The organism is Flavobacterium sp. FG19 (genome assembly GCF_057809475.1).
The window spans coordinates 25,706-40,962 of record NZ_JBMDKA010000036.1 but is presented as its reverse complement, the minus strand read 5'-3'; the positions used below and the strand labels follow the sequence as shown (position 1 = coordinate 40,962).

Below are 15,257 nucleotides of genomic sequence, written 5' to 3'. Positions count from 1 at the left end.
ATTATGTCATTAAAAACCAAACTCATTTATGCTGTCATACTTTTTATCAGTATAAATATTCAGGCACAAACTGTGACTGGTACAGAAATTCAAAAAAAATACATGCCAAATGCTCCCTTAACACCAAGCGCAGCATCATTATTTAAATTTCAGGAAATAGGATTAAATGAGTACAATGGTTCCGCAAATATTAGCATTCCACTTGTTCAGCTATCTCAAATACCTTTAAATCTGACTTATACAGCTACAAGTGGAAACAGGGTTAATGATCAACCTGGCATTGTTGGTTTAGGCTGGGATATGAATTTAGGCAGTATTGTACAAAACATAAATGATATTGATGACCTACAGCCTTTTTATTTTCAATATTACAAAGAGAGACCAGATTTTCAAGGTTATGTATATCCTTCTGATTATCCTTTTTCGTGTTCATATATTATCAAAACAAATGAACCATGCATAAGTGATGGTACACAATATCCAAAAGCTACTGAAATTCCAATTCTTGTTGGTAATAAAATCACATTTGGAATATATACAATAAATAATGGTGTTTTTTCAAGGAGTAATGATGTTTTAACAAATGGTAATTTTGATTCTGAACCAGATATTTTTACAGCAAATTTCTTAGGTCATTCATTGACCTTTATTAATGACTTTTCAAGTAGTTCAAACCAAATGTCTTTTAAAGTTCTCAATAAAACTGGATATAAAATTTCTTTAAATTATGTCAATAAATATGAAATTAAATTTACTATAACAGCACCAACAGGAACCATTTACGAATTCAATGCTTTAGAAAATATTAAAAATGAAAGTTCAGTTCCAAGTGTAACGACTTTTGTTGACTCCAGAGTCTGGAAATTGACAAAAATCATAGAACCTAACAAAAGGGAAACTTTAATAGATTACATCAATATAGAAAATATTGACTCTAATCCTGCATACAGTCAAGAATTTACAAAATCTAAAACATTGTCAAAAACAGATGCTAACAAAGCCGGAGTATTTGCTAAAATAACATTAGATTATTATGGACAATCATTAACAACATTCCCAGATTATGTTTTCACACCTGATGCAAGTGATAGCGGAGAATACACCAAAACTTTTTATAATATTTCAAAACAGAATTTGAAACTAATAAACTCAATAACTTCAGATGAAGGCAAAATAAACTTTTACTATTCAAATAGGAATGATGATCTTCTATTAAAAAAGCTGGATTCGATAGTTTTAACTAATAAAAAGAACTTAAGGATAAAAAATATAAAATTCAATTATAATTATTTTACATCAATCCCATCTAACGTTTTTAACCCTGCTAATACCAATATAAATCCTTATAGATTAAAATTGAATTCGGTAAGTATGAACGATCAAGAATTTACTTTTATCTATAACAATCAAAGCTTACCCAGAAAAGACTCATATGCTTTAGATTTTTGGGGATATTTTAACGGCAGTACGCAAAATACCTCGATAATTCCAAACCCTATTCAATTCAAATATTACAGCTATATTGGAAATAATGGAAATAATTTAAATGCTGTTGAAAATTATACAAAAGCATCTATATTAGAAAAAATAATATACCCTACCAAAGGCTATACGACTTTTGATTACGAATTAAATGAAGCCTCTAATTTGTTTTATTCTATACAAGAGGATAATCAGGCTGTTACTAGAGGAAATGGTTTAAGAATAAAAAAAATTGCTAATTACAATTATGATGGTTCTTTTGCAAGCGCAAAAGAATATGTATATTCCGAAGGAAAGACAATGCTTCCTCTATTAACTACAAAAACTGCAAGTTATAACAATACAAGAAGTTTTCCATCTTCAAATGGAGTTGGAGTAAACACTGGTTACTTGTACTACGTAAAAGTTGACAGATTATCTTCAAACAACTACTTTAATGTATCTCCAAATGGAATTTCAAATTATGTTGGTTATGGCAAGGTTAAAATAAGAGATATAAGCAATTTGAATAATGGTTATATTGAAAAAACATTTCAAAACAGAGCGGAAAATGTAGTGTACTTAGATAATGTAAAATCAAATAATAATTACAGTTATTCTAACGATGATATTGAAAATGGATCTGTTTTATTTGAAAAAACTTTTGATGCACAAAACAAAAAAATCAGAGACATTAAAAATGAATATTATAAATTTAGAAGCAGTATAGATTATGGAGCTAAAACGAGTTTTTATGGTATGTATGTCGATTATAATGCAGCCGGTTACGTTAATTCTTTAGAACGTTATCAAATAAGCTTTTATCCTTTATTTGGCAAGCAGACTTTACTAAAAAAACAAATCGAAAGTAACTACTTTACAACAGATAGTATACAAACCACAACCGATTATGAATACAATGCATATCGTTTTGTTTCAAAAACCATTAAGTCTAACAAGACTGGAGAATTTTATAATGAACAAAATTCTTATGCATTAGATGGTGCTAAAAATATTTTTAATCTTCCCGCTTCAACAACTGTTAGAACTAATGGAAAAGTTAAAGAAACAATAAGCTATAGTTATCAAGAGGCATCAGGTATAACAGTTCCAAAAAAAATAGACATTTTCCCTTTAGGGAACCCGGCAAATGAAAAGTCAGTGTTATATGACATTTATGATACGGCGGGAAATATTGTAGAATTCCACTCTAAAGACGGGATGTATACCGTCTTTATCTGGGGCTACAATAAAACTCTGCCTATCGCAAAAATAGAAAATGCAACATATGCACAAGTAGCGGCTGCTTTAGGAATTACAACCGCTGCCCTAAATGATTACAATGAAGCTAATTTAAATGCCATAAACAATCTGAGAAATAATGCTTCATTGTCAAATTGTATGATTACTACTTACACCCACATTCCATTAATTGGCGCAAGTACAATTACAGATCCGAAAGGAGAGGTAACTAATTATAATTATGATAGTTTCGGAAAATTAATATCAGTAAAAGATGCCCAGGGCAAATTAATATCTGAAAATCAGTATCACTACAAAAACTAATATTCCAATGAGAAATCTATCAATATACAGCTTATTTATCATATTATTAATTGGACTTAAAAGCCATGCGCAAACCCCAATAACCATTGTAAAAGAAAACAACTATACCGTTACAGGAACAGAAACACTTATTGCCTCGGAAAGTATAAGCTTAAAAGCTAATACCTGGATTAAAGCCGGAAGCAATTTTACAGCCAAAATCAATCCAGATGCTTATCGTAATAATTCGTTTAGTAATGAAAATTATATTTTTACAAGAGTATATCAAACTCCTTTAAATAATGCATTAGAAATAAGCAAAAACAGTGATGTTATAGAAAATATAACTTATTTTGACGGACTTGGGCGTCCTATGCAAAATATTGGCATAAAGGCATCACCTTCTATTCAGGACATAGTTACAGCCGTAACATATGATTCCATAGGAAGACAGAAAAAAGAGTTTCTTCCTTACATGGATACTGATGTTAATTTGGCATCCTATAGAAATAATGCCATAACAAATACAAATAGTTATTATATCACAAATTATTCTCTGGATATAAATAGTATAAAACCTAACCCATTTTCAGAAAAAGAATTTGAAAAATCTCCTCTTAACCGAGTAATAAAACAAGCAGCCCCAGGAGCAGACTGGAGATTAGGAAATGGTCATGAAATTAAACTCGATTATCAAACCAATCAGGAAAATGAAGTAAAAAAATATCTGGTTACTTCACAAATAGGAACAACAACTATTAATTCCAAAATTTACGCTTCTCCTTATTACTCCAGTGGACTATTAGCAAAAAAAATTACTAAAGATGAAAACTGGATTCCCTCTGACGGCAATAACAAGACAACTCATGAGTTTATAGATAAAGAGGGGCACACTGTTTTAAAAAGGACCTTTGGTTCCTCTAAGGTAAATGGCATTTTAACAAATACAGCCCATGACACCTATTATGTTTATGATGAATATGGTAATTTAATTGCTGTAATCCCTCCTTTAACAGACTTAGATGCTTTACTGGTAACAAACCCTTCTACTTCTGGTTATGATGATTTTAGTAAGACTTTTAATCAGTCTGTATTTTCAGGAACTACTAGTGGCGCAGGTTCAGTTTATGTTACTATTACAAATAATGTTTTAAAAGTTGTTTTTAGCGGTGGATATAATACCTCTTTTTTAAGTAATGTTCCACAAGATTTACCAACAACTCCTTGCCTTCTTCCCGATATCAATCTGGGATTAATATCAAATGGGGATTATAATGCCAGTATAATTGATGGAAAATTAAAACTAACCAGTATTACTGGTGCTCCATCGACAAGTTTTTCTTCTACTTTTACTGTTAATTTACCTGTAAATTGTGTAGCCACCAGTACTGAACCTGATTCCGTTATTTTAAACAATCTGTGTTATCAATACAAGTATGATGTAAAAAACAGGCTTGTTGAAAAAAAACTACCTGGTAAAGACTGGGAATATATTGTATATGACAAGTTAGACAGACCTGTATTAACACAGGACGCAAATTTAAGAGCTGATAAAAAATGGCTTTTTACCAAGTATGACGCTTTTAACAGACCCGTTTATACAGGAGCATACACTAATACTACAGATATAACAAGATCCGCAGTTCAAACTTTAGCAGACAACAGCACTAGCAGTTTTGAAAACAAGCAGACCGCTGTTTTAAACATAAACGGAACAAACGTGAATTATTCTAACAATGCTTTTCCAAGTTCAAACACCGATCTTTTTACCATAAATTACTATGATAATTATTCTGGTATTGATCTGGATGGCGGGACATCAGTTTCTGCCTATGGTATCACTCCAGCTGCAAATGTTAAAGGATTACCGACTTGCTCTCAAGTACGTGTTTTAGGAACAGCCAATTGGATAACTACTGTAAACTATTACGATAGTAAAGGAAGAATAATATATAATTATAATAAAAACAACTATTTAAATGTAACCAGCACAGTAAAAACACAACTTGATTTTGGCAGTAAGATTTTAGAAACAACCAGTACACATAAAAAAGGCAGCGATCCTTTGATAACTATAAAAGATTTTTATTCTTACGATCATGCAGGACGTTTAGTAACACAAAATCAAACAATTAACAATCAGGCTCAGGAAATAATTGTAAACAATAAATACGACAATTTAGGACAATTGCTATCTAAAGGTGTTGGAGGAAAAACAGACCAGGCCCGTCTGCAAAATGTAGATTACGGCTATAATATTCGAGGATGGATAAAAAATATCAACAACGTAAATGCTTTAGGAAATGACCTTTTTGCTTTTCAAATAAATTATAACAATGCGACATCGGGCACTTCATTATACAATGGCAACATCAGCCAGACATTCTGGAAAACCGCTAATGCCGATACCAGTTTAAAAGGTTATACTTATACGTATGATGCATTAAATCGATTAACACAGGCAACAGATAACTCAGCTGTAAATCCCGGAAGATACAATGAAGGCTTAAGTTACGACAAGAATGGCAATATTATGAGTTTATTGAGGCTTGGAAACACTAATCCGACTGCTACGGTATTTGGAACAATGGACAATCTTAGTTATTTCTACACCGGAAACAGACTTGATAAAGTAGAAGACAGTTCGGGCAGTACCGAAGGTTTTAATAATGGAAGCAGCCAGGCAATTGAATACACTTATGACGCTAATGGTAATATGAAAACCGACGCCAACAAAAAAATTACAGCTATAAGTTACAATCATTTAAACCTCCCAACCTCTGTTTCAATAAACGGCGGTACCATAAATTACTTTTATGATGCTTTGGGTATAAAACAACGTAAAACAATCAGCACCGGAGAAAATACGGAGTATGCAGGCAGTTTTGTTTATGAAAATAATGTTTTAAAACAATTTTCACAGCCGGAAGGATATGTCACTTATAATGCCGGAATTTATAATTATATTTACCAATACAAAGATCATCTGGGCAATATTCGTTTAAGCTATCAGGATAAAAACAACGATGGCGTTGTAAACAATAGCGAAATTGTACAGGAAAGTAACTATTATGCTTTTGGTTTACTGCATAAAGGTTACAATTCTGCTGTAAATGGGATTGATAATAAGTATAAGTATAACGGGAAAGAATTGCAAGATGAGCTGGGGCTCAACTTTTACGATTATGGAGCAAGAAACTATGACTCTGCTTTAGGTCGCTGGATGAATATGGACCCTCTGGCTGAAAAATTTACTAGTGAATCTTCTTACGCATACGTAAATAACGATCCGGTAGGATATGCTGATTTTGATGGCAAAGATTACATCATGACTATTCAATATGATAAGAACGGAAAATTTCTAGGTGTAAAAATAAGTGGTACTGTTTACATTCAGGGAGATGGTGCTAATAATAAAAGAGCTGGAGAATTAAATAAATATTCCAAAGACAATATAAAAGGTGGTGAAGGCGTCTCTGTTGATATTAATTATCAGTATGACCCTTCTAAAAATTCGAAAAACTTAAAAACTGGAGAAAATTTATTAACTTTTGACTCAAAGCCTGAGGGAGATGAGAATACTTCACATGGTAATTGGACTAGATACTCAAACAAAGAACTAAAAAACAGATGGTTAACAGGAAACACTGCTATTATCTTTGATTCTGGCAAAAGTAATCATACCGTAATTCATGAAACCTTGCATTTATTTGGTTTAGCTGACAGGTATGATGACTATAGAGGAAATATAAATGATCACAATCATATTGGGAGTAAACCGTTTGAAGGTTTTGAAAATAATATTATGGCAGAAAACAGCTCTAATCCTTCTTTACATAAATTTCAATACCAACAATGGTTTGAACATGCTAAATCACGAGCAAAAGCTCATGGCAATCCAGATAAAATTGTAGGCAAGCTTGCTGTAGATAGAATTGGCGATTTTATTAATATGCCTGATGGAACAAGGAGAAAACAAATAAATTCTCAAAAATAATGAAAAAAATTTATTTTATTATATTCACTATACTATTATATAGTTGCAACAATGATAATATATCGCAAAAATTACCTGTAAATAATTTTTGTGGATATGGAGTACTATTGTATTCCAAATCGATTCATGGTTCTGTACGATATATGGAATTTTATCCCATGATAAAAGCCAATCGTCCAGATGCTAATTTTGCTAAAAAAATTAATATTTCCATTAAAAATGGCGTAATCATTAGAGGAAACAATTATACTCAAATTTGGCAGGATTTAAGAAAAAGCAATGATACAAATCCTGATGAATATGGTTTTTATAAGGCTTTAGTTTTTTTAGACTTATCAAACAATAAATTAGAATATAATTATAATAGCCCTATTCCAAATGAAGTTATAATTCAGAACAAAGTTTTCAAAACAAAAACATTTGATTATACAAATGGGAAGTTAAATATCACTTATTATAAAATCTTTCATTCTTTGTAGATTATGTCTTTTTGGGACTTTTAAAACTAGTCTTCCACTCTGCAAAGAGACCCGATAGCGCGGATTTGCAATCATAAGTGTTCGAAACCTTAAAAATAGTTATTTTTGAGCTAAAAAAAATGAAAGTTTCTGATGTTCTAAACTACATTCCCAAGGCTGAATTAGAGAAATTATCATTGGAATATAAAGTTGATCATCAGGTTAAGAAGCTTGACGGACAAACAATATTTCAATTGTTATTGTTTTCAATGTTAAATGTCAGAGAAAACAGCCTTCGGGTAATGGAGGAGTTTTATCATTCTTTAGCTTTCAAAAATATTGCAAATAATAGCTTCGAGGGAGTAAAGTATAATTCAATAAGAGACAGGATTGTCGCTATTAATCCTGATTATTTCGAAGCAATTTTTAATAGTTGTCTTGCTCAATTTCAAACTAAATATTTAAAGAAAAAACATAATATCATTTCTTTTGACTCCACGATGATTGCAATTTCATCAAAATTATTGAAGGATGGAATGAAGCTTAATAAGAAGGGAGATAAGAAATATGTAAAATTCAGTATGGCATTTTCAAATGTGCCAATTCATTCTAAAATATTCACACAGCAACAGTTTCTTTCAGAAGAATTTGCATTAAAGGAATTAATCAAAGAATGTCCATCAAGTGCTGATAATATTTTAGTTTTCGATAGAGGTCTACAAGCTAGATCCACATTTGAAGAACTTAGTAGCGAGGATTTAATTTTTGTAACACGCCTTAATAATTATACTCGTTTCGAAACAATAAATGAATTAAACATTATTGAAAATGAAACAGAACGACTAATCATAGAACAGGATTTACAGGTAGTATTATTTGACAAAAGAAATAAAAGAACCCAAAAGTTTTTACGTTTGATTATTGCTAAAGAAAAAGAAACTAAAGAAGTATTTTATTTTTTGAGCAACAGTAAAGAATTGACATCTAAAGAAATAGTTGATATTTATAAACAAAGATGGGAAATTGAGGTCTTCTTTAAATTTATCAAACAAAACTTGAATTTTAGTCATTTACTAACCAGAGATGTCAACGGAATAAAGGTCGTCATGTATATGACTCTAATTATGTCAATTCTTCTAACTGTTTATAAAAAACTGAATAATCTTGAAGGATATAAAATTCCAAAATTAAAATTTGCGAATGAATTAGAAGTTTTAATAATCAAAGATATCGTAGAAAAATGTGGAGGTAATCCAAATCAAGTCGACGACATTCTCAAACCTAAATAAGGTTTCGAACACTTATGATTTGCAATCCGTGCCCGTAAAGTATATCTACAAAGTGAGAGAAAAAAAAATAAAAACTGTGAGAAAAAATAAGATTTGATAATTTGGAATGGGCACGGATTGCAAATCCGAGCTATCGGGCTGTAAAAAATTAAATTATGAAAACAAAATTTTTAATACTATTTGTATTTATTTCATTTAACGCCTTTTCATTAACAGTAAATCCAAAAGTTTTTGTTGGCTATATTAATAACAAACCTGTCTTTGATTCTTTCAAAGAAAAGAAATTATACATCCGCAAAGACAACTTTGAATTTCTAACGAATTACCCTAATAATTACAATGTACTATTAGTTAATAACGATCATATTATATATTCAACAAAAGAAAAAACGATTGTTTCTGCTAAAGGTAAAGAATTTGTATATGCGATCTCAACATCATATGTATCAATTGACAGCAATGGACTCGTATATGTTACGGATAAAAATCAATTCATAAAAATTTTAAGTGAAGGACAGATTATTGATTTTGGTATAAAAGGATATGTTAATTCAATATTAAATGGTTTTTTATTCTATTCCCTACAACATGATGATAATTTAGATTATGCAAATGCGGATTTATATAGTGTTAATTTAAAAGATAAAAAACAGGTCAGCAAAATTATGTCAAACATTTCAGGTGAATCTATTGTTGTATTAGAAAATGGAAAGTATATATATGATCAAATTTTGTATAAAGGAAAATTTGTACCTGCTTTATTTTCCGTAGAAAAAGAAAAATACAGCATCTTAAATATTAAACCTGAATACATGACTGCATCTCCTTATTATTCTGAAAATGAAAATAGTTTGATTTTTTATGATTTGAATAATAATGTACCAGTATACAAAATAAAAACAACTATAGAATTTAATATTAGTAGAAACTAGTTAGAATATATATGTCTGCTCTTATTTAAACTGTAAGCTTTACCACAAACTCTCATGTAGATTGCAATTCTATTAATAAACAAAAAGAGAGACCAATGATCTCTCTTTTTGTTTATAATATCTAAAAAGCTTATTTCATATTTAGTAATTTCTCCAAATAAGCATTCTTTTCTTTTTCGGCTTCCAGCAAACGTTCGTAAAGTTTCTTGTTTTCTTCGTAAACTTCAACTAATTTGTCAAGAGGATTAAAATTACAGTGACTTGCATTAAATGCTCCATTTGTAAAGCTGTTATCTCCAAAAGTATTAAAATAATTGATCACACCTTCTTCCGAAAAATTTTTAATGGCTTCTACAGTTACACCAAGTGCCTTTGCTATGTGTGCCAGTTTATCATCGTCAAGAGTTTCACTGTTTTCCATAGCCGAAACAGCCTGCTGGTTGGTACCTAAAGCCTGTGCCAGAGCTTCCTGTTTCATATCTCTTAATTCACGAATACGGCTTATTTTTCGCCCTATATGGTTTGGTTTTGTTAGTGCGCTCATAATTTAAAGGTAACAATTAAGAATACTAAATAAAGTTATCTGTAAAATACGTATTATTTTTTATACTATACAGATCAAAACAGCCAGATAAAAAATGTGATACTTTTATTGGCACATTTAAACAAAATTACAATTTTAAATTTTAAGAATATTATTTTTTCTCCAGACTCCTCACCTTTTCGGTTAACCGTTTATTCTCTTCAATAAATTTGTCATTGCTCACTTTAAGATCGTCGACTTTTTTATTTACATCGATCATATACAGCGTCAGTTCTTCTATTTTCTGCAGGAGTTTTGCGTTCATATCTCCCAGATTAATGCCGTTTTTCAGTACTTCCTCTTCGCTTGGAATATTTTTTAAATGGCCTTTTTCTGCAATGTGTTTCTCTACTTCTTCTAACTTTGGCAGTTCATACTCTTTTTTAAATACGTAATCCGGCCATCCGGTCATATCTACCTTTACTTCTTTAGAATGAACTACCCCATTTACAGCCAGTGCACTGTCAGGATTCTTGGTACCTATTCCTACCCTGTCTTGCATGATACTGGTATAATGACGGGTTGCTGTGAATGGAACAGTCTGCAAAGAACTTACTGTAGTACCTGATTTTAACAAATCAACATTTGCAGCAGTTATTACCATGACACCTTCTATTTTAATAATTAAAAGATTTCCCGTACTTACTAAGTGATAAATAGGAATACTGTTTGTATCATGATTAAAATCGCCAATATGCCATTGATCCGCTACAGGTCCAAACGCTGTAGGGATTTCTGTTGCCTGGCTAAAGTACCCGCCAACATTATGGCCTATTTGAAATCGTTTGGTTACTTTTCCTGTTGCCAATTGATTACTAAAACCTGAGGTAATAGTTACTTCAAACCATCCCCACAGAGGAATACTTGGAAATTGAATATTTACAGCCTGGTTTGGAGTTGCATCAGGAAATTTTGGAGGGTTAAGTGTTAACTCAAAATGAGTATCTTGTGCATAGGATAAGAAACTGAAAAACAGCGTAATAATAATTGAACTTAAAAAGTTACTTTTTTTGATCGTTAGCATTTTTATTGAGTTTTAATTTATAAATTTCATTTTGTAATTCCTGTATTTTTTCCGGGATCAAGATATTAACTTCATTTTGTTTTTTTAGAATTTCCATCTCTTTATTCTGATTTATGATATATAAAGTCAGTTCTTCAATTTTCTGCAGCAGTTTAATATTCATTTCAGATAAATTAATCCCATTCTTCTGCATTTCTTCTGCAGAAGCAATTTGGGGTAAATGCTTCTTTTCTTTAATAAACTGATCTACAAACTCTAAAGAAGGAAGATCATAATTGTTATCAAAAACAAAATCGGCTCCAGCATCTACACTTACTTTTACTTCGCGTGAGGCAATATTTCCGGCAACGGTTAATTTCGCTTCAGGCACAGAAGTTCCAATCCCCACATTTCCCAGATTATAACTCAAGTTACTGCCGTTATTCTGCCAGCCTGTTATTGCACTGGATAATAATCCTGAATAAGGAGAGGTAGCTTCCGGATGAATAAAAAATAATTCCGAAAGCCCTACTGTCGAACTCGCTCCGTTATAGTCCTGACCATTATAAAAGGTAAACCTTAATTTAGTATAAATTCCTCCCACCGGAATTTGGACAGAAAAATTAAAATTCGGATAATCAACGGCCGAATAATCTGCTATAACTCTCCAGATATTTGCAGACTCATAAATGTCATATCCTTCTATCTTAAACCGGGTCGCAGGCAGATAACGTGTCGTCCAGCCTACCCATGCTCCTGATTGAGTATGATAGCCCGTCAGCCCCTCAATTAAAATGATCGCCGGATTGGCAGGAGTTACTCCTGAAAAATAATTGGGAAACATTCCGCCATCAAACAACATGGGCAGATTAACTGCTGGTCCCTGCTGAGTAACACTGTAACGGGAAGCTGCATTAAACAGCATATTATGCTCCCAGCCCACAGGAGTAAGATTGGTAGAAAAAGTCTGACTTTGTACATTCTGAAGTACTAGAAAAACGATCAGAAAGAATATTTTTTTCATATTGGGAGGTTTTAAAAACTTTAAACAAATATAGGATATTACTTAATAATTAATATCTTTTTATAAAAAATTAAAAGAAACAATTTTAACAATATATTACAGCTATTTTCTTAGATTTGTTAAATTAATAATACTTAAAATAGTACGTGAAAAATCATTTGAGTTATTATTGAAAGCCTTTTCCAATTATTTAAAAATATATTATGTTAAAAAAAATTATTGTCCTGATCTTAATATCCTGCAGTGCCTGCCAGACTACCAAAATCAAAAATGACAATTATAAATTTTCGTCTTCAGTTGTAGAATTAGGGAGTATCGGAACATCTAAATTATCATACAATTTAAACACCTTTGAACCAAAAGCACTTCCTAAACTGGAAAACAATATTCGCGTAGAAATTGGGGTTGTTCCGTATAATAAAAAATTAAACAAAATTTATAAGTCTAAAGCCAAATACAACCAAAATCAGACTAAAGTTGCTTTTATAGACAGTCTGCCGGTTAAACCGGAACTGGTAACTATTAAAATTTTAGATATTGCCGGTCTGGTTCAGGAAATTAATGATGATTACAACGCCAGCATTTTAAAACTATTAACAGATACTCAAAACTTACAAATAATCTCCAGTCTTGCTGTAAGTCTTCCTGTAGACGAAATTGCTAAAATCAGACAATCAGATGCTTTTTATTTAACTAACAATCAATATAAAAAATACACGGTTGCCTTATTTAAATCCGGAAAAAAAACAGACCAGATCGATATTAACCCGGAAACTATTGTTGCTTATCAGGTGAGTTCATTCTGCTGGGTAAAATCGAATAAAGGAACCTGGAATGTGGCTGATATTGTAAATGAAAACAACAGCTGTTCCGGAATTACCAAACGTAAAATAACCGAAAAAAAAAACAACAAAGATTTGTTCGACATGTAGTCTTTTGACTCTTACTAAAAATATATCCACAAAGCCTATTTACACTTATTATGCTTAAAACTTCATTAAAATATTTTTCATTCCTATCCTTCCTGCTTTTCATTTCCTGCGAAGAAATCTTAATGGTCGATGACATCTCAAAAAAGGAAGTAACACTTACGGCGCCCGGAGATAATGCTGTTTTATCTGCATCCGGAGTTACCTTTTCATGGGAAACAGTTGAAAATGCCGATAAATATCAGCTGCAGATCGCAACACCCAGTTTTGAAGCTCCCAAACAGATTGTTACAGATACTCTGGTTACTAAAAATTCCTATACCCAGCAATTAAACATTGGAAAATACCAATGGAGAGTAAGAGCGGTTAACAGTGCTTATGAAACCGCTTATTTTACCAGAAGTTTTGAAATTTTAAACAATGATGATTTTCAAAATAATACCGTTGTGTTATTAACTCCAGCGAATAATCTGACCACCAAAACTGCGCTTCAAAAATTATCCTGGGATGCCATTATTGGTGCGACAAGTTATCAGCTTCAAATTTTGGATGAAAACAGCACTCTGGTAAAAGAGCAAAATTCTGAAGCCATGTTCCTGAATTTTACTTTTGAAGACGGAAAATATACCTGGAAAGTACGAGCCGACAATGGAACGGCACAAACTCTTTATACTTCAAGATCTATTCTGGTAGACACAAAAGTTCCTAATACTCCAGTTCCATCCAGTCCTGCAAATGCAAGTACTACAACTGCCACCAGCATTAATTTTCAATGGAACAGAACGGCGGTTCCGGGAAGTACTGAAAGAGACAGTATTTATGTGTATACCGAAAGTGCCTTAACCAATTTAAATTTCAAAGACAGGGGAACCAGTCCGTATAACAAAACCCTTACCACCGGAACGTATTACTGGTTTATAAAATCATTTGATGAAGCCGGAAATCAGAGTGCCAGAAGTACGGTTTTTAATTTTACTATAAACTAAACTACTTCTAAATCATTTTTCATAAAACGAAAACATAACTATATCATGCAAAGATTAAACCTTATACTTATTACGCTCCTTTTTATAAATTTTACGGCAGCTGCTCAAAACACTACCTTTAACAATGTATCAATTGGTACTGATATCCCAGCTTATGGCGTAAAAATCATGGCTAATTTTCCCGGAAAAACCACAAATTGGGCAAGAGGATATTCTATATCAAACGAGAACAATACCCAAAATTATATTTGTTTTGGTTCTCTTGGATCTACTAACAATGGAGTCGCTTCTCTTATTAATAGTTATATAGGTGTTGATCATAACAACAGATACATGACGTTTTTACCTAATGGTAATGTGGGTATTGCTACAGATAATCCGCAAAATATTATACAGCTTGGAAATTATGCAAACAACAAAAACTATAAAATAAGTATTCCCGGTACTTATAATTTTGAAGAAATTAAACTTGGACAGTACGGAAACGGAAGAACCGGTCTGGAAATGATCACCCATGCAAACGCTTCTAATTCTTTTGGAGTAAGGCTGTATGCCGGTACTGATACAGGAATGAATGGTCTGTTAATTCAGACTGCAGATCCTGCGGCGTCTGAAGCAAGTCTGGCTTACACTACAAAACTGGCTGTAAATATCAATGGAAATGTAGGGATTGGTACAACTGCTCCCGATGAAAAATTAACCGTAAAAGGAAAAATACACACACAGGAAGTTAAAGTTGATATGCTTGGGGCGTTAGTTCCCGATTATGTATTTGAAAACGATTATAAACTTAAAACTTTAAATGAAGTAGAGGACTATATAAACGAGAATAAACACTTACCGGAAATCCCTTCTGCAAAGGAGATCGAAAAAAATGGTTTAATGCTCGCTGAAATGAACATGAGCCTGCTGAAAAAGATTGAGGAAATGACACTTTACATGATCGAGCAGAATAAAAAAATGGAAGAACTTACAAAATATACTTTACAACAGAATAAAAAAATTGAAACTCTTGAAAATAAAATTCAAACCATTCTAACCAAATAATTT

At 31.8% G+C, this 15,257-nt stretch carries 11 protein-coding genes; 8 read left to right on the top strand and 3 right to left on the bottom strand.

The genetic code is table 11. The features are described 5' to 3' along the window. Positions 1-3: 3 nt before the first annotated feature. From ACODST_RS24795 to ACODST_RS24775, 5 genes are all read left to right on the top strand, one after another. Complete coding sequence (locus ACODST_RS24795) at positions 4-3,027, top strand: RHS repeat domain-containing protein (RefSeq protein WP_488934779.1); 3,024 nt, start codon at positions 4-6, stop codon at positions 3,025-3,027. Between the two features lie 7 nt (positions 3,028-3,034). Continuing rightward, positions 3,035-7,003: a DUF6443 domain-containing protein gene (locus tag ACODST_RS24790; protein WP_488934778.1), complete on the top strand. Its 3,969-nt coding sequence runs from the start codon at positions 3,035-3,037 to the stop codon at positions 7,001-7,003. Then, positions 7,003-7,482: a hypothetical protein gene (locus ACODST_RS24785; protein WP_488934777.1), complete on the top strand. Its 480-nt coding sequence runs from the start codon at positions 7,003-7,005 to the stop codon at positions 7,480-7,482. The genes ACODST_RS24790 and ACODST_RS24785 overlap by 1 nt, the downstream gene beginning before the upstream one ends. Positions 7,483-7,601: 119 nt before the next feature. Further along, positions 7,602-8,750, top strand: coding sequence for an IS4 family transposase (locus ACODST_RS24780; protein WP_488934776.1), 1,149 nt, complete (start codon positions 7,602-7,604; stop codon positions 8,748-8,750). A gap of 155 nt (positions 8,751-8,905) precedes the next feature. After that, entirely contained in the window at positions 8,906-9,682 is a 777-nt protein-coding gene (locus ACODST_RS24775) for a hypothetical protein (RefSeq protein ID WP_488934775.1), read from the top strand. 130 nt (positions 9,683-9,812) lie between these two features. Here the strand turns inward: ACODST_RS24775 and ACODST_RS24770 are convergent, their stop codons facing one another. The 3 genes from ACODST_RS24770 to ACODST_RS24760 all read right to left on the bottom strand — a co-directional run bounded on the left by ACODST_RS24770 (position 9,813) and on the right by ACODST_RS24760 (position 12,292). Next, positions 9,813-10,226 (bottom strand): helix-turn-helix domain-containing protein, encoded by a 414-nt coding sequence (locus tag ACODST_RS24770; RefSeq protein WP_488934774.1) that lies wholly within the window; start codon positions 10,224-10,226, stop codon positions 9,813-9,815. A gap of 151 nt (positions 10,227-10,377) precedes the next feature. Beyond that, entirely contained in the window at positions 10,378-11,289 is a 912-nt protein-coding gene (locus ACODST_RS24765; protein WP_488934773.1) for a hypothetical protein, read from the bottom strand. Beyond that, positions 11,267-12,292, bottom strand: coding sequence for a hypothetical protein (locus ACODST_RS24760; RefSeq protein ID WP_488934772.1), 1,026 nt, complete (start codon positions 12,290-12,292; stop codon positions 11,267-11,269). Before ACODST_RS24760 ends, ACODST_RS24765 begins: the two co-directional genes overlap by 23 nt. A gap of 203 nt (positions 12,293-12,495) precedes the next feature. Here ACODST_RS24760 and ACODST_RS24755 point away from each other — a divergent pair, with 203 nt between their 5' ends. Genes ACODST_RS24755 through ACODST_RS24745 form a run of 3 tightly spaced genes read left to right on the top strand, consistent with a single transcriptional unit; the run spans position 12,496 to position 15,254 of the window. Continuing rightward, positions 12,496-13,224, top strand: a complete 729-nt coding sequence (locus tag ACODST_RS24755) for a hypothetical protein (protein WP_488934771.1) — start codon at positions 12,496-12,498, stop codon at positions 13,222-13,224. 50 nt (positions 13,225-13,274) lie between these two features. After that, a complete protein-coding gene (locus ACODST_RS24750) occupies positions 13,275-14,207 on the top strand; it encodes a hypothetical protein (protein WP_488934770.1) in 933 nt (310 codons plus the stop codon). A gap of 45 nt (positions 14,208-14,252) precedes the next feature. Then, entirely contained in the window at positions 14,253-15,254 is a 1,002-nt protein-coding gene (locus tag ACODST_RS24745) for a hypothetical protein (RefSeq protein ID WP_488934769.1), read from the top strand. Positions 15,255-15,257: the final 3 nt, after the last annotated feature.